The sequence below is a fragment of the Bacillus sp. FSL M8-0077 genome (genome assembly GCF_038050255.1).
Classification (GTDB): Bacteria; Bacillota; Bacilli; order Bacillales; family Bacillaceae; genus Bacillus; species Bacillus altitudinis.
Genome location: NZ_JBBPAF010000001.1, coordinates 1,430,968 through 1,447,690 on the forward strand (window position 1 = coordinate 1,430,968; position 16,723 = coordinate 1,447,690).

At 39.8% G+C, this 16,723-nt stretch carries 17 protein-coding genes; 9 read left to right on the top strand and 8 right to left on the bottom strand.

The window, feature by feature from the left end:
• The first annotated feature begins 12 nt into the window (after positions 1 to 12).
• A complete protein-coding gene (locus tag NST57_RS07335; protein ID WP_341298332.1) occupies positions 13 to 885 on the top strand; it encodes an NAD(P)-dependent oxidoreductase in 873 nt (290 codons plus the stop codon).
• 114 nt (positions 886 to 999) lie between these two features.
• Here the strand turns inward: NST57_RS07335 and NST57_RS07340 are convergent, their stop codons facing one another.
• Positions 1,000 to 1,797, bottom strand: coding sequence for a CAP domain-containing protein (locus tag NST57_RS07340; protein ID WP_341298333.1), 798 nt, complete (start codon positions 1,795 to 1,797; stop codon positions 1,000 to 1,002).
• Between the two features lie 336 nt (positions 1,798 to 2,133).
• Between NST57_RS07340 and NST57_RS07345 the strand changes: the two genes are divergently transcribed.
• Positions 2,134 to 4,260 (top strand): peptidoglycan D,D-transpeptidase FtsI family protein, encoded by a 2,127-nt coding sequence (locus NST57_RS07345; protein WP_341298334.1) that lies wholly within the window; start codon positions 2,134 to 2,136, stop codon positions 4,258 to 4,260.
• Positions 4,261 to 4,416: 156 nt separating this feature from the next.
• On the top strand, positions 4,417 to 6,243 hold the full coding sequence (locus NST57_RS07350; RefSeq protein WP_142154901.1) for a PAS domain-containing protein: 1,827 nt from the start codon (positions 4,417 to 4,419) through the stop codon (positions 6,241 to 6,243).
• A 25-nt stretch (positions 6,244 to 6,268) separates the two neighbouring features.
• Here the strand turns inward: NST57_RS07350 and NST57_RS07355 are convergent, their stop codons facing one another.
• Positions 6,269 to 7,441 (bottom strand): aminotransferase A, encoded by a 1,173-nt coding sequence (locus NST57_RS07355; RefSeq protein ID WP_341298335.1) that lies wholly within the window; start codon positions 7,439 to 7,441, stop codon positions 6,269 to 6,271.
• 294 nt (positions 7,442 to 7,735) lie between these two features.
• Between NST57_RS07355 and NST57_RS07360 the strand changes: the two genes are divergently transcribed.
• A complete protein-coding gene (locus tag NST57_RS07360; protein WP_142154903.1) occupies positions 7,736 to 8,620 on the top strand; it encodes a cation diffusion facilitator family transporter in 885 nt (294 codons plus the stop codon).
• Between the two features lie 65 nt (positions 8,621 to 8,685).
• Here NST57_RS07360 and NST57_RS07365 read toward each other — a convergent pair whose 3' ends face one another.
• The gene (locus NST57_RS07365; RefSeq protein WP_017367142.1) at positions 8,686 to 8,838 is read right to left on the bottom strand and encodes a hypothetical protein; all 153 of its coding nucleotides are present in this window, start codon (positions 8,836 to 8,838) and stop codon (positions 8,686 to 8,688) included.
• Positions 8,839 to 9,138: 300 nt separating this feature from the next.
• On the opposite strand from NST57_RS07365, the gene NST57_RS07370 reads away from it, so the two are divergent.
• From NST57_RS07370 to NST57_RS07380, 3 genes are all read left to right on the top strand, one after another.
• On the top strand, positions 9,139 to 9,678 hold the full coding sequence (locus tag NST57_RS07370; RefSeq protein ID WP_142154904.1) for an RDD family protein: 540 nt from the start codon (positions 9,139 to 9,141) through the stop codon (positions 9,676 to 9,678).
• Between the two features lie 124 nt (positions 9,679 to 9,802).
• Entirely contained in the window at positions 9,803 to 11,113 is a 1,311-nt protein-coding gene (locus tag NST57_RS07375; protein ID WP_341298336.1) for an MFS transporter, read from the top strand.
• Between the two features lie 73 nt (positions 11,114 to 11,186).
• A complete protein-coding gene (locus NST57_RS07380; RefSeq protein WP_142154906.1) occupies positions 11,187 to 12,095 on the top strand; it encodes a chemotaxis protein CheW in 909 nt (302 codons plus the stop codon).
• 88 nt (positions 12,096 to 12,183) lie between these two features.
• On the opposite strand, the gene NST57_RS07385 is transcribed toward NST57_RS07380, so the two are convergent.
• Positions 12,184 to 12,645: a YkyB family protein gene (locus NST57_RS07385; RefSeq protein WP_008356877.1), complete on the bottom strand. Its 462-nt coding sequence runs from the start codon at positions 12,643 to 12,645 to the stop codon at positions 12,184 to 12,186.
• 144 nt (positions 12,646 to 12,789) lie between these two features.
• Between NST57_RS07385 and NST57_RS07390 the strand changes: the two genes are divergently transcribed.
• Positions 12,790 to 12,936 (top strand): hypothetical protein, encoded by a 147-nt coding sequence (locus tag NST57_RS07390; protein WP_160141240.1) that lies wholly within the window; start codon positions 12,790 to 12,792, stop codon positions 12,934 to 12,936.
• A gap of 215 nt (positions 12,937 to 13,151) precedes the next feature.
• On the opposite strand, the gene NST57_RS07395 is transcribed toward NST57_RS07390, so the two are convergent.
• Positions 13,152 to 13,367 (bottom strand): hypothetical protein, encoded by a 216-nt coding sequence (locus NST57_RS07395; protein ID WP_142154907.1) that lies wholly within the window; start codon positions 13,365 to 13,367, stop codon positions 13,152 to 13,154.
• Positions 13,368 to 13,532: 165 nt separating this feature from the next.
• On the opposite strand from NST57_RS07395, the gene NST57_RS07400 reads away from it, so the two are divergent.
• Positions 13,533 to 13,790 (top strand): hypothetical protein, encoded by a 258-nt coding sequence (locus NST57_RS07400; protein WP_341298337.1) that lies wholly within the window; start codon positions 13,533 to 13,535, stop codon positions 13,788 to 13,790.
• A 27-nt stretch (positions 13,791 to 13,817) separates the two neighbouring features.
• Here the strand turns inward: NST57_RS07400 and NST57_RS07405 are convergent, their stop codons facing one another.
• The 3 genes from NST57_RS07405 to NST57_RS07415 all read right to left on the bottom strand — a co-directional run bounded on the left by NST57_RS07405 (position 13,818) and on the right by NST57_RS07415 (position 16,680).
• Positions 13,818 to 15,095, bottom strand: a complete 1,278-nt coding sequence (locus NST57_RS07405; RefSeq protein ID WP_341298338.1) for an MFS transporter — start codon at positions 15,093 to 15,095, stop codon at positions 13,818 to 13,820.
• Positions 15,096 to 15,168: 73 nt separating this feature from the next.
• Positions 15,169 to 15,666 (bottom strand): L,D-transpeptidase family protein, encoded by a 498-nt coding sequence (locus NST57_RS07410; protein ID WP_008348009.1) that lies wholly within the window; start codon positions 15,664 to 15,666, stop codon positions 15,169 to 15,171.
• A gap of 156 nt (positions 15,667 to 15,822) precedes the next feature.
• Complete coding sequence (locus NST57_RS07415; RefSeq protein WP_074042056.1) at positions 15,823 to 16,680, bottom strand: metallophosphoesterase; 858 nt, start codon at positions 16,678 to 16,680, stop codon at positions 15,823 to 15,825.
• Positions 16,681 to 16,723 lie beyond the last annotated feature (43 nt).

Below are 16,723 nucleotides of genomic sequence, written 5' to 3' on the forward strand. Positions count from 1 at the left end.
GAGGAATTCGTGATGGCACAAATCAAAACAGTTGGTTTTATTGGAATCGGTGTAATGGGACGTAGTATGGCAGGGCATTTAATGGATGCTGGCTACGAAGTTCTCGTTTATACAAGAACAAAAGCAAAGGCAGACACATTGGTTCAAAAAGGTGCTCTTTGGAAATCGACCGTAAAGGAGATCGCAAAGGAGGCAGATGCCGTCATCACAATGGTCGGGTATCCATCAGATGTAGAAGAAGTCTATTTAGGAGAAGATGGACTCGCGGAACATGCTGCGCCTGGTACATACCTCATTGATATGACCACATCGAAACCTCAGCTGGCAAAAGAAATTGAATCGAAAGCGAAGGGAAAAGGACTATTTGCATTAGATGCGCCGGTCTCTGGCGGAGACGTTGGAGCCCAAAACGGCACGCTGGCGATCATGATTGGTGGAGAAAAAGCAGCCTATGAAGCGTGCCTGCCGCTATTTCAGCAAATGGGAGAAAATATTCAATATCAAGGACCTGCAGGAAGTGGTCAGCATACAAAAATGTGTAACCAAATTGCTATCGCAGCAGGGATGGTAGGTGTGGCTGAGGCAATGGCCTATGCTGAAAAATCAGGACTTGATCCAGAGCAGGTACTTAAAAGCATCACAACAGGAGCAGCCGGCAGCTGGTCTTTGTCAAACCTTGCACCAAGAATGCTGAAAGGTGATTTCGAGCCAGGATTTTATGTGAAGCATTTTATTAAGGATATGGGCATTGCACTTGAAGAAGCAGAGCTGATGGGAGAAGAGATGCCAGGCCTTTCACTGGCGAAGTCATTATATGAAAAGCTCAGCGAACAGGGCGAAGAAAACAGCGGAACACAAAGCATCTATAAATTATGGGTCAAATAAAAAAACTGCCCCGCCTAGGTGGAACAGTTTGTAGCGTGTAAACAAGCCCTCACATTGCTGAAAAAAGAAGACAAACTAAAAACCTGTCCCAAATAGAGACAGGTTTTTTTGATATTATTTTCCGATGAATTGCTGCGTCCAGTAGTTACCAGATTTCACATAACCTACACCGATATGTGTATAGTTTTTGTTTAAAATGTTCGCTCTGTGACCTTCACTGTTCATCCAAGCTGTTACTACTTCTTGAGGTGATCTTTGACCTTGAGCAATGTTTTCACCTGCTGTTTTGTACGTGATACCAAATTGCTTCATTTGATCAAATGGAGATCCGTAAGTTGGGCTTGTATGAGAGAAATAGTTTTTATCTTTCATATCTTGTGATTTAGCGCGAGCAGATTTGCTTAATTTAGAATCGACAGAAAGAGCCTTCAATCCTTGTTTTGCACGCTCTTTATTTGTCAGCTCAACCACTTCTTGTTCAAATGCATTTAAGCTGCTGTCTGCTTTTGTTACAGTTGTGTCTTTTTGATCAGATTTTGAGCTGTTGTTCGTTGTGTTTTGTTTTGCTGGTGTGCTTGGTTTAGAAGCAGCCGGTTTTTTCACTGATTCTTGTTTTTGCTCATTTTTTGCTTTGTTTACTTCTTTCACCACTTTTGTTCCAGTAACAGGTTGACCACTTTTGATCAGCTTGTTTAATAGAGCTTCAATCTCTTTTTGGTTTGATGTGCTTAGCTTGTTTACATCTGAAGAGATATGTAATTTTGCAGCTAATGTATGAAGATCAATGGCTTGATGCTGTACGTTTATGACTTGTTTCAGGTTAAGCTCTTTCGCATCAGCTGAATGCCCTCCAGTGAACGTGATTAATGCAGTGGCTGTCAGCGCTGAAAAAATGAATGATTTCTTTTTCATGTTATAACTCCTCCTAAAATCTTTGTTTTGTTTTCTCACAGAAAATCATAACATGAACTTTTTGTTATAAACGTACCAGCATCCTCCATTGACAACGCCCATTTGTCATTTTTGTTAAAGTCATAGAAAGAGTCTCCTCATATCAATGAATGGAGAATCTTTCTATTTAAAGAAAACGACATAAACATACCAATATTTTAAAGTGTTAGTATATTTTTTTGCAGAATAGGGATTGACAGCTTTTTTTCGCTTGTTTCGCTGTAACAACTATTACAAAAGTGTTACAATAATGAGTGGTAATTGTAAAAGATTGAAAGGATGAGAGGAGCTACATAAGTGGGAGAGAAACAGCATCAAGGTGCTGCCGAGCAGAAAAAAATGAAGCGCCGGAACGCCTGGAGAATTAATCTCTTTTTCTTCGCTGTATTTAGTTTATTTGCTGGACTTGTCATCAAGCTCGGTGTGCTGCAAATCGTCAATGGTGAGGATTATAAAAAGCAAGCCAACCGAACTGAGGTCAAAACAGCATCATACCCGTCTCCAAGAGGAAAAATGTATGACGCGAGAGGCAGAGTCGTCGTTGATAACGAAAGTGTACCTGCCATCGTTTATACATCAGAAAGCGGTGTGAAAGCGGAGGATAAGATTAAAGTAGCAAGAAAACTTGCGACTTATATAAAAATGGATACAGATTTTTTGAGAGAGCGCGACATTCGAGATTTTTGGCTGGCCAGCCACCCGGAAGAAGCTGAGAAGTTGATTTCAAAAGCGGAAAAAAAGGATATTGATTCAAAAGACGTCTATCCGCTTCAAGTGGAGCGTGTGCCAAAGAAAGAAGTAAAAGCAATTGAAAAGGATGCAACTGAAAAAGCAGTTGCAGCGATCTATCGCAGGTTTACAGGTGGATATGCCTTTGAACCTCAAATCGTGAAAGCAATGAACCCGAACGAAGAGAAAAAAGGGGACGAAAAAGTTGCGCTGCTTGATGAAACAAAAGAATCTAAACAGACATCATCCGTAAGTTTGACATACGAAGAGATCTCACTTGTATCAGAGCATCTTGATGAACTGCCTGGTGTAAATGTCATCAATGACTGGACAAGGAAATATCCGTATGAAAAAACCCTCTATAATGTCCTTGGCGGTGTCACCACCCCAGAGCAAGGCATTATAAAAGAGCGTGAAGATTACTATATGGCAAGAGGCTACTCGCGAAATGATCGAGTAGGAAAAAGTTATTTAGAATATCAATATGAGGATTTTCTCAATCCAGAAAAAGCTACTGTTCAATATACACAAGTCGGCGGAAAACTGCTTGATGAAATAAAGCGGACAGAAGGACGAAGAGGACTTGACCTTGCACTTACATTTGATATGGAGCTGCAAAAGGAAGTCGACAAAATCGTTGAATCAGAGCTAAGGTCCGCTAGTGCAAGAAACTATATGATGGACCGTGCCTTTGTTGTGATGATGGACCCTAACACAGGTGATGTTCTCGCGATGTCAGGGAAGAAAATGGACGGCAGAGACGTCACAGATTATGCGATCGGAACGTTTACGACTCAGTATGAAATGGGCTCTGTTGTCAAAGGAGCTACTGTCCTCTCTGGCTATCAAGATGGCATGTCACACAACCAATCCTATATGGATACACCGCTGTATTTTGCGGGAAGTGGAGGAAAGCCGAAACAGTCTTACAAAGTTCTTGGATGGGTTAACGACCTTCAGGCACTCCAAAAAAGTTCCAACGTTTACATGTTCCAAGTGGCGATGAGAATGGCAGGGATTACCTATCAAAAAGATGGCCCGTTACCGGCAAGACCTGAACACTTACAAAAAATGAGAAACTATTATGCGCAATTCGGACTTGGCGTAAAAACAGGGATCGACTTGCCGCAGGAATCAAGCGGAATGCAGACGCATCCTAAGACAGTCGGCGGACTCTTGCTTGATGAAGCGATTGGTCAGTATGACACGTATACACCGCTTCAAGTCGCACAATACATGTCGACTATCGCGAATGGAGGCAATCGCATACAGCCAAGAGTGGTGAAAAGTGTCCATCTTCCAACGAATAAGGAAGAAGTAGGCCCTGTTGTGAAGAAATATGAGCCGAAGGTGCTGAACACCATTAACAACTCGAAAGCAGATATCGACCGCGTCAAAATGGGACTTAAAATGGTTACTTCAACAGGCGGGACTGCCGCTGGCCGGTTCGGTCAGCATGATGTCGCAGGGAAAACGGGTACAGCCCAAACCTTCTACTATGGTGCCAACCGGAGCTGGTGGGGCAATGCCACGTACAATTTAACCTTTGGAGGATATTATCCTTCTTCCAATCCGAAAGTGGCATTTAGTGTCGTAACACCGTATGTGTCAGATAAAGATTCTGTCATTAAAACCATTCCAAGTAAAATTGTTGATAAGTACGTTGAATTACAAAAGAAATATGAAAAGCAATAAACAGCCCGGAGCACAGCAAGAGAAAGTGCTCCTTTTTTACTGAAAATATGGACGTTTCACACGAGATTGGGAGGAAAATACGGTTTTTCTAGCGAATCCTTTTTATACATCAAACTAAGGACAACCCTAAAAAAATTAAAGGAGGGTCGGACGACGATGGAACAAAAAATGAAAGATTCGAATCAGCTTTACTCGAATATTGATTTACATGCCGTTCTTTCTTCTAATGGCCGCTTTCTCTACATTTCTTCCAATTGTAAGCAGCTTTTGCTCTATGAACAAAAGGATTTACTAGGGTGTTTTTTGAAAGACTTTGTTCATACCGAAGATCAATTTCTCGTCGAAAGTTATTTCTATAATCAGCACATGCTAGAGATTTGCCACTTTAGACTGCTTAGAAGTGATCTTACAGCTGTATGGGTAGAAGCAAGCATTGATTTTGTTGCTTGTGATGGGTTAGACAAGGATTTGAGTAGAGAAATGATCCTGAAAATGAGGGTAATGAATACAGAGCCTCAAAAAGCAGCATTTCAACCAACAGAAGTGTCAGAACAGTCGTTAGGCAGTCTACCGGCTTTCCAAGATGTCAGTGAAGCTGAAAATCTGATTGCCATGCTGCCAAATCCGTTATGTATTACGGCGCTTGGGAAAATTGTGTATGCCAACGATGCGATGCTGCAATTAATGGGTGTATGTGCAAAAGATGAAATGATCGGCAAGTCTGCGTTTGATTTTATTGCCGAGGAGTACCATGACATTGTGAGAAGCCGAATCAAAAGACTGCAGCAAGGCCTTCCAGTCGGAATGATTGAACAAATATGGAAAAGACAAGACGGGAGCATGATTCATATTGAGGTGAAGTCATCGCCTGCAATTTATCAAAATCAACGGGCGGAACTTTTACTCTTAGTGGACATCTCCTCTCGGAAAAAATTTCAAACTGTTCTTCAAAAAAGTAGAGAGCGGTATCAGCTGCTTATCCAAAATTCGATTGATACCATTGCCGTCATCCATGATCATAAATGGGTATTTATGAATGAATCAGGTATTAAATTATTTGAAGCCGAACATTACGATAAATTAATCGGAAAAGATATTTTTCATCAAATCCATTCATGTGATCAGCAAAAAGTGAAAAAGAGCTTATCACGTATTATCGAAAGAGCATCAGATTCTGAGATTGTGACGATGAGCTGCCATACGTTTAAACACCGGTTAATTTATACAGAAATGGTTTGTATCCCTACCACATTTTTTGGTGAAACAGCCGTTCAAATTATTTTAAGAGATATATCTGAACGAAAACAGACAGAAGAACTCATGCTGCGCTCTGAAAAATTATCAATCGCAGGTCAATTGGCAGCAGGCATTGCACATGAAATAAGGAATCCACTGACAGCGATTAAGGGCTTTTTACAGCTCATTAAACCAAAAACAAAAGACCGTGATCAATATTTTGAAATTGTCTTCTCTGAGCTGAGCCGGATTGAAATCATCTTAAGTGAGCTGCTAATGCTTGCGAAGCCTCAGCAAACAGCATCAATGCAGACGCTTGATTTGAAAAAAATCATTAGCGAGGTCACCGCTCTGCTAGAAACACAGGCCAACTTAAATGGAATTTTGATGAACACAAGAGATATCGAGGAGGATCTCCTGATGAATGGGGATCAAAACCAGCTGAAGCAGGTGTTTATCAATTTAATCAAAAATGCCGTCGAATCCATGCCGGACGGAGGGAAGGTAGACATTACCGCCAAAGCCGAAAAAGAAGGGATACTTGTCACGATTAGAGATGAAGGGATTGGTATTCCAGAATCGGTCATGAAGCGGATCGGTGAACCTTTTTTAACGACAAAAGAAAAGGGAACAGGTCTTGGGCTCATGGTGACATTTAATATTTTAGAAAATCACAACGGAACCATCCGGGTGGATAGCCACCCTGAGAAAGGGACTGTGTTTCACATCATGTTTCCCGCAAAATAAAAACAACGGCAAGAGAGCCGTTGTTTCATCCGTCTGTTGATAGTATGGAACGCTTTTCAAGAACAAATTGTTCGAGACGATCAAGTCCTTCTTTTAACGTTTCAAGTGAATATGCATAGGAAAGGCGCACATATCCTTCGCCGAGTGAAGAGAAAGCAGAACCAGGAACGACCGCAAGTCTTGAACTTTCTAACAGCTCCATGCAAAAATCAAATGAACTCATCCCAAACGATTCAATGGAAGGGAAAATATAAAAAGCGCCGGAAGGCTTAATGACCGGAAGCCCCATAGAAATGAGCCGATCATATACATAGTCGAGCCTTTTCTTATATTGCTCTCTCATGATCAGTGCATCATCCACACCATTTGTCACTGCTTCAAGTGCCGCCTTTTGTGAGATAGCTGAGGCACAAGACACGTTATATTGATGTACTTTTAATACATGTTTAGCAATAGGAGCTGAAGCAAATAAAAAGCCGATTCTCCATCCGGTCATGCTATGAGATTTTGACAGTCCATTGATGACAATCGTCTGTTCCTTTAAGAAAGAAGCAATGGAATGATGCGGACGATCAAATGTCAGCTCACTATAAATTTCATCAGATAGAATAAAAATATCCTTTCCTTCAAGAAGCTGTGCAATTTCTTTCAATTCTTCTTCTAATAGCGTGACCCCAGTTGGATTTGAAGGGTATGGAAGGACCACACACTTTGTCTTTTCCGTTAATGCATCTTCAATCAGCTTGACATTTAATTTAAAACCGGCATTAGTTGTGTCGATATGCACGGGTACCGCACCGCACATCCGAATGATCGGTTCATAGCCAGGGTATACAGGGCCGGGCAGGATGACCTCATCGCCTTCAGTCAAAATGGTTCGAAACGCAGCATCAATTGCTTGACTCGCACCTGTTGTCACAATGATTTCTGTCTCTGCATCATAATCAAGATGGACTTTCTTTTTGATGTACTGCTGGATCGCTTGTCTTAGCTCTAAAAATCCAGCATTATGAGTATACGAGGTGAAATTCTCGTCAATGGCTGTTTTGGCAGCTGTTTTGACATGATGCGGCGTATAAAAATCGGGCTGACCTATGGTCAATGAAACGACATCCTCATATGAAGATACGAGATTTGAAAATGTTCGAATGCCTGAAATTTCAATATCCTTTACTCTTGGATTCAGCAAATGCTCCATTTCTCATCACCTTAAAAATTTATGTTTTTATCCTATTTTACCATTCACTGCATAAATGTCACCTGCGGAAAGGCTTCGGATATCGTTATATGTAGTCTATTCTCCTACCTATCACAGCATGAGTGATAGATGAAGAAAGAGCAACATTTATTATAGCGTAACCTGCTCGGAAAATACAGCTCTGCTTAAGATGATTAGAATAAGCCAAAACGGTGTAAACTGAAAGAACGAGAGAATCAAGTCATGGGAATTGCTTTCAAAGGCATACGATCTCCTGAAGGAGGACGATAATAGATGGATCAATCAGCGAAGACATCGAAAATAGCCTTTCTATCCGTCATGAGTAATACGTTTGTTGTGGTCCTTAAAATCATTGTAGGGGTGTTAACTGGATCTGTTGCGGTTTTATCAGAAGCCATTCACTCTTTTCTCGATTTAATGGCCTCTTTTATTGCATTTATCTCTGTTCGTATTTCAAGAAAGCCGGCAGATTCAAAACATCCTTATGGACATGGAAAAGTTGAGAATATTTCTGGAACGATTGAAACTTTGTTGATTTTAGTTGCTGGGATTTGGATCATTTATGAGTGTGTTCATAAATTAATGCATCCAGAGCCTGTTAAACTGCCGGTACTTGGTATTGTGGTCATGCTGATTGGCGCACTTATCAATTTTGTTGTGTCGAGAGTTGTGAACAAAGAGGCAGAGCGTGTACATTCTGTTGCCATGAAATCGAATGCGCTGCATCTTTTAACAGATGTGTTTACGTCACTAGGGGTCGCCATTAGTTTATTGCTTGTTGCATTAACGGACTGGTATTTCCTCGATCCGATTATTGGAATGGTGCTAGCGCTCTATATTATGCGTGAAGCGTTTAAACTCATGAAGGAAGCCTTCCCACCGCTTGTCGACGCCCGGTTAACCCCGGAAGAAGAACAAGCGATAGAGGCCATCATTCAAACATTCAGTCAAGAATTCATTGAATATCATGACTTTCGAACAAGACGATCCGGTGCTGAAGAATATATTGATTTCCATTTGATTGTTCATGGAAAAACAACCATTGAAGATGTTCACCAATTATGTGATCGAATTGAAGAGAACATTCAGCAGGCGTTTCCGCATGCACAAATCTTTATTCATGTAGAACCTGAAAGTGAAAGAAGCACACAAACGTAAAAAAGGCGATACCACCTCTTGGAAGGTTGTATCGCCTTTTTTTACGCTTCATCTATGAAATGAAATCAATATCCATAAGCAGTATCGTAATCTTCATACCAAGAGATATAAGCAGCATCTTCATTAGATAAACCATGTTTCATGTCTAAAAAATCAGCTTCACAAATATCTTCAATCACAGTCATTTCGTTGTTCTTTAATAGTACGACAGTTCCCATCATGAACACCTTTCTTTAAAAAATCCTTGACTATTGTACCATGTGAAACGTGATTGTCAACAGAAGAATTGAAATGAGACGAAAATATCACAAAATGTTAAAAAAACAGGCGTTGAAAGAACTAGATGTGCCATAATTTTCGTGAATTTTCAGTATTTAATCACATAAATCATCATTGAAAAATGATCTAAAATTCATGTAAAAATGTAAAGCTCCATTGATCTTGCGATATTCATAAGATATAATAACGAATGATTATAAGAAATTTATAGAAAACATACATAATAAAGGAGAAATAGGATGGAAACAAACATGTCAGAAGCACCTATTCAAGAAGAAAAACATCCTGAACTAGCTGGAGTGGGTTATCGTTTTCTTGCTCATCTTTTAGACGGTGTCATTATTAGTGTACCATTTTCATTCATTGTTTTTATTCTGGCAACACTCTTTTTTGTCTCAAGCCCTGAGGCGGCATCTTTGATGTATGATGATAGCTATTACTACTCTTCAACGGTGATCACGGATGAAGAATGGGCAGTTATTATGGGCCTTCTCTTTTTCTATGGCGCAACGATCTTAGTCGGTATCGCGGTGACTTGGCTGTATTATGCGATCATGGAATCATCAAAGCTGCAAGGAACTCTTGGCAAGATGGCTCTTGGAATCAAAGTGACAAAAGTAACGGGTGAAAAAATAACATTTGGGCGTGCGACAGGCCGCTTTTTTGCAAAGGGCTTTTTGTCTCCAATCTTATGTATTGGCTACATCATTGCGTTTTTCACAGAAAAAAAACAAGCACTTCACGATTTGATTGCAAGTACCATTGTCGTAAAGAAATAATGAAAAGAAGCACCTCTGCTATATAGTAAGGGGTGCTTTTTGTATAGATTGCTTGTATGGAAGAGGGGAAATTCACATAAAGTAGAATGATAGTGAAAATAAAGCAGAGAAGGGAGTCAATCTATTGAAAAGAGGGAAAATGACCGTTCAGAAAAAAGGGGCAAGCTTCGGGCTCTTTTTCACAGCACCTGTTTTGGCCTGGGCATTGTATGATTTTGCAAATACGATATTTTCATCGAATATGATCACCATTTTCTTCCCATTTTACTTACAGGAGACGATAGGCGACAGTGCGAGGATGGACCAAATCGCCAGTACATTTATTTCTTATGCGAACGCACTTGCAAGCTTTTTCCTCGTCATTTTTACGCCTTTATACGGTGTGCTGATTGATCGTACAGGGAAAAAGAAGCGGTATATCACGGTGTTTACCCTGATTTGTATTGCCTGTACGTTTTTGATGGGGATTTTTGCTGGGATTGATTTCTCAAGCGAATGGTTTGGCCTTCCTGTCTCCTTATTGGTGGTAGTGACCTTGTTCGTCATCGCAAAATTTTTCTATCACTCTAGTCTTGTTTTTTATGACACCATTTTGCCCGATCTTGGGACAAAGGATGAAATCCCCCTCATTTCTGGATTCGGTATTGCTGTCGGCTATTTAGGTACACTTGTCGGCCTTTCTGTTTATTTACTTGTAGGAAATGACCAGTTTCATGAAGCATTTATTCCAACAGCCCTTTTATTCTTTCTCTTTTTTCTTCCCTTTCTCTTTATTATAAAGGACCCCCACCCTCTGCCACAGCAAGAGAAAAAGGCGTCTTTTTTCAGCGGGTATAAAGAGATTATTCGTACGTTTAAAGAGATGAAGCAGTACAAACCGGCCTTTATTTTTATGATCGCCTTCTTTTTTATGAATGATGCGTTGCAGACAGCGATTGCGATGATGGCTGTTTATGCGAAAATTATGATTGGCTTTACGGCAGGTCAATTTATTTTACTTTATCTTGTGTCCACGATTTCAAGTATCATTGGCTCTTTTCTATTCGGGTATGTCACAAAGGCCATTGGGGCAAAGCGATCGATTACAGTCGTGTATGTCATTTTAATTGTGGCGCTCATTCTAGCTGTGACAGCGACAACTGAATGGGTCTTCTGGGTAGCAGGCAGTCTATTCGGAATTTCACTTGGCGCAAGCTGGGGATCATCACGAATCCTCATTATTGAGCTGACGCCTAAAGAAAAACGAGGACAATTTTTTGGTCTCTTTGCGTTTTCGGGAAAGGTGTCTTCAATTGTCGGTCCCATCATTTATGGCTCCGTCACACTGCTATTTGCAGCACATGGGAATCTCGCAAGCCGTCTTGCATTAGGGTCTTTGCTCATCCTTGCAGCCATAGGACTTGTGATTCATCAATTCGTGCGAGAGAAAGCGTAAAGAAACGTCAACTTTTTACCCATGCTGCCGATATAAAAAGTACAATCTTATATTGAAGAATAGAGGGATTTCCGTGGCTTTAAACAAACAAGAAATTTTACTTGACTCTGGTACAAACGAATTGGAAATTGTGAAGTTTGAAATTGGTTCAAATCAATTCGGCATTAACGTCATGAAAGTAAGAGAAATTATTCAGCCAGTTGAGGTGACAGTTATACCGCACTCTCACCAAGATGTAGAAGGTATGATTAGTTTACGAGGCGAGATTTTACCAGTCATCAATCTATTTTCCTTTTTTAATGTCGAGTCAGATCAGTCAGAACAAGAGAAATACATTGTGACTGAATTCAACCAACGGAAATTTGTGTTCCATACAGGAACGGTATCACAAATTCACCGCGTCAGCTGGGAAGAGATTGAAAAACCAACTGCACTCAATCAAGGAATGGACCGTCATTTAACAGGGATCATCAAGCTTGACGAGAAAATGATTTTCCTTCCAGATTACGAAAAAATCATCTATGATATTGAATCCGCATCTGGCGTAGACACATATCATATGTTTGACGGTGAGAAAGACGAGAGAAGAACAGGGAAGAAGCTGTATGTTGTCGAAGATTCTCCGCTTCTCATGCGTTTATTAACAAATGAATTAACCGAGGCAGGCTATAAAAACATTGTGACCTTTGAAGATGGGAAACAAGCATATGACCATGTCATGGACCTTGTCAGCAAAGGCATCGGTGTGACAGAAGAAATTGATATGATTATTACAGATATTGAAATGCCAAAAATGGATGGACATCGATTAACAAAGCTATTGAAGGACAACCCTTTAACACAGTCCATTCCGATTCTCATTTTCTCTTCATTAATTACGGATGATCTGCGTCATAAAGGGGAAACCATCGGTGCAGATGATCAAATTAGTAAACCAGAAATTCATCAGTTGATTGAAAAGGTAGATCATTTTATTATCTAAAGAAAAAAAGACACAGAGCTAAAATAAACAACATTTAGCCCTTTGTCAATAATCTAAAAAACCACTCGCTTTGAGTGGTTTTTTCTGTTTAAAAATAACTTTCTCCGAGCCGTTTGAAGACGGGTTTTGTATAATGTGATTTTTGTTTTGTGGCGGCAGGTTTTTCTTTTAAACCGACATACGTTTGAAGTATTTGTTTCGCTCGATTTAATGACATATTCGCTTTTGGATTGCGATATGATTGATTTAAATTACCTAAGTGTGGCAAAAATTCGAAGTCTTCTTTAGTTGGTGGCAGATGAAAATAATAATCTCCAATCTCAATCAGCACGTCGGACTGTTGTTGACTATATTTGGGATTGTTAGAGAAATGTAGGCCCACTTTTCTTCCTTTACCTTCTTGCAATAGTTTTTGCAGCGCACGTTTTTTCAAAAGATAAAGAAACTTGGGATTTGGTGCGGTTTTAGCATGGCGGTTAACAGTATAAATGGCTTTTGCGATGTTTTCTGCTGTAGGTTCTATGTCTTTAGTATGAGCATAATCGTCCATTTTTTCTCTCCTTTGTCTTTCGTCTTCCTGTGCTTAGTATAAATTATACGTTTTTATTAGTAAATTGCAAATAGACTTATTGTAAAAAGCCATGAGATTACATCGTTATTATTTAAAATAGCCAAAAATCATGATGTTGAAACCTTGCTGAAATTTGAAGAGGTCGACACATCTTCCTATCACTTTTATGATGATTTTCTCGCTGTTTTAGATGAAAATCATGCCATTATGTTATATGTTCAAGTTGCCTTCATTCTTCAATCATGGTTTGGAACGGTAGGAATTGGCTGAACGTTGACAGAAGATGCAGTAGGGGGTATATGTTGAAAGGTCGTTTGTTTTCGATCGTTAGAGGATGTAGTGAAATGTATATGAAGTGAACTATCATAACAAGATAACTACCTATTTGAATCAATGGGTAGTTTATCAATGTATAGATGTTCCATCGTGTAAAATCTACCATATGTCAGACAATCAAAGTCGAACATATGGCTTAAAAACATGGACTATTTCGTATGGCTAGAATAAGCACAATAAAAACAACCGTTAAAATCCGTTTCGTTCGTCATTTTTTTAGCTTCTTCCATGGCACTTTCACCATTCATGTGCAGACCAATCAACGTACGGCTTGCTGCATCACCTAAAAATGCGCAGTCTTCTGTATGTACAACGTATTGTCCTTGTTCATTTTTTGAATGAATAAAATAATAGCTTTTTAGCATACATCTCACCTCCAATCTGACTATATTACTATAAAATTTCCAATATTGTAAAGAATTTTTATTAAAAATGTTGTATTTATACACATTCCTTTTATTTCATAAAAAGAAAAATTTGTTATAAGTTAAGAAGATCAAAGTCAATGAGAACAGAAAGGACGGTTTAGATTGAAAGATATTTTAACACCTTTATTGGTCGCTTTTGTCGTTGGAGGCATTGTGTATGTGATAGATGATCGGTCGATTCATCCTTTTCTTCTTTTTCTCAGCTTATTTATTAGCATTTATACAGTCGATAGAATCGTTCATTTTGCTTCGAATCATTTCGATGAGTCAGAAAAAATAAGCGTCGTTTATGTTACGCCCATGAAAAAAGGACTTTCTATAGAAGAAAGTCCTCAGATTGTTGACAAAGGGCTAAAATAAACATCATTTTAGCCCTTTTTGCTTCATCTATTGTACTCCTTGCCCTTTTAATTCACGCTGCACATCTAAGTCGGCAGCTTCTCTGCTGAACTTTGGCAGTGTAATGAAGTAAAAAAGGAAGACGAGTAAAATAACAATACCCATTCCGTAATAAATGTAAGAAACATTGGTGATGAGCTTTGGAAATAATACGGCAATTAAACCTAGCGTCATTGATTGGGCAAACATGGTGAGCGGATCAACCCACCCTGATACGCGTCCCATCAGACGAGGGTGAACAATTCTTGGGAGCCAGCCTCCAATGACAATGTTGACTGGACCAATACATGTACCAATGACAAATGACGTGACATAAAATAACCATAATGTATGGGTAGAACCAAGGACAAAAATTAAAATACCTGCAACTAGAATTGGAATCGACATGAGATATTGCATCTTAACCTTTTTCGCAAGAATAGAGCCAAGTAAGCTTCCAACTAGAAGTCCGGCACCGATTGCGATCGTAAAAAAGGATGTATGCAGTTCAAAATGGTCCGGTGAAAGACCGTATTTCATTGTAAACATCGGAAGAACGGCAAATGCGCCATTCACAAGACCGAAAACAAAAAAGCCAAAAATTAAAGAAGCCAATAATTTATTTTTTAAAATATAGAGAATGCCTTCTTTAAAATCTTTCAGAGACGTTTTAACAGTCATGCCTTTCCAGCCTGCTTGTCCATTAGGCTGACGTGCTTCAATTGGAATATTGCATGATCGAATGAGAATACCAGAAACAATAAAACTGACCAAATCAATGGTAATGGCACCGTGAAGTCCAATCGTTTTATACATAATGGCACCAATTCCAACACCAAATACCATAAATAAACTAAATAGCATCTGATTTAAACCAGCCGCTTTTGCATATTGATCTTTATTTAAAATGGCCTGAACGAGAGAGGCTTCAGCTGGATAGAAGAACTTCGTAATGGCACTTCGTATAAACAAGATCAAGAAAATAAGCGGCAGTGAATTAAAATAAATGACGATAAATAAAACGATCGTCAGCCCAGCTCGTATCCAATCACAATTCTCTGCGACTTTTTTACGATCAAAACGGTCTGCAACCACACCGACCATAAAAAAGACAAAGATCGTAGGCAGTGAATACATTAACTCTGCTAAAGTGGCGTAAGCGGGCTGATGACTAAAATGGTCTAGCAAATAAAAGGCAAACGCCATATTGCCTACTGTTGTCCCCATTTGCGAGGCAAGTGCTGCAAAAAAGAGACGAACAAAATTTCTGTTTTTAAAAATATCCATAAATACGCTCCTTAACCTGAAGATCCCACTTTCTATCATATAAAATTTTAACCATTCGTACAATTGATTTCTCCTACTGGCTAATGGTCACAGGTGTTCCATTTGGAACAATTGAAGCAAGTTCGATGACATTCTGATTGTACATGCGAATGCACCCTCTAGACACAGCTTTACCAATTGAAGACGGGTTATTCGTTCCATGGATGCCGTAATGAACTTTTGAAAGGCTCAGCCAATAGGCGCCAAAGGGACCTCCTGGGTTTGGCTGTCTGTTGACAATATAATAAGAACCTGTCGGTGTCATGTTTAATATTCTGCCGGTTGCAATCGGGTATGATCGCAAGAGCTGTGATCCAGAAAACAGCACGAGACGTTTCGCTGAAATTGACACAGATATGCGGTAAGGGATCGTGTTAGGATCCGGTAACCCAGGGATGATGATGACTTCATTTTGTTCTGGCTCGCGGGCTTGAAGTGACGGATTTGCAGCCTTTAAAGCATCTGTCGTTGTTCGAAAATCAAGGGCTATAGAAGCAAGTGTTTCTCCACTTTTTACTGTGTATCGCAGCACGAAAGCACACTCCTTTTACTCAAATAAAAGAAGCCATGATCCCCGCCTCACATATACTATATGGACGGGATCAGGCCCAGTAAGGTTTCTCCTAACATTTGTCATGAGAATGATCTTTGTTTATACATATGCAGGAAAAGGTGATTTGGCTTCTCTTTACACGTGAGATGTTAAGGTGAAAAAAGTGATTTCAGGTTTGGCTAAAAACCGAAGCGGCAGTCTAGTTGTCCCAAGCCCGCGGTTGACATAGATACGGTGCTGATAGCTACCGTATAAGCCTTCGACATATGTACGCCCAAAAGGTGCTGTGAGAATCGGTCCATAGAAAGGAAGCTGTATTTGACCGCCATGCGTATGCCCAGAAAGCTGCAAGTTTATAGGTGTTGTTTCAAGCTCTAGTGCGGCATCAGGCTCATGCACAAGCAATAACGTAAAGAGATCAGAAGAGACTTCTCGTTTGATGAAATGGTAATCAGGCATACTCATCATGAGATCATCCAGTGTAGCGATCTGTATGCGTCCGCCTTCTTTTTCTAAGTGAAACACTTCATTTTTACATAATGTAAAACCGCAAGCTTTCATCGTTTCCTCATATAGATCAATGCCAAATGGTCCGTAGTCATGATTTCCGCATATGGCAAACTTTCCAAACGGAGCATCAAGCTTAGACAAAGAGGCTTTGGCTTTTTCATGTTCTTCAATCGATGATTCAAAATCAACAAGATCACCTGTAAACACAATGAGATCGGGAGATGCAGCGTTGATCTTTTGGACAACAGTCTCTAAATCTTTTGCCGGGAATGTATCACTTAAATGAACGTCACTAAATTGCGCAATTTTAAATTGGTCAAAAGAAGCTGGTAGCTGAGCATCATGAATGGTGAGTGATACGGTGTCGATCATGCGCGGCTCAATGTACCGAGCATAGCCATAACCGGATGTGGTCGCCAAAAGACCGAGAATACTCGCACCAGCTGCTCCTTTTAAAAACTGCCTGCGGGAAAGTTGCTTCATATAAGTCTCCTTTAAAAATAAAATTAAGTATAGCATGATTTTT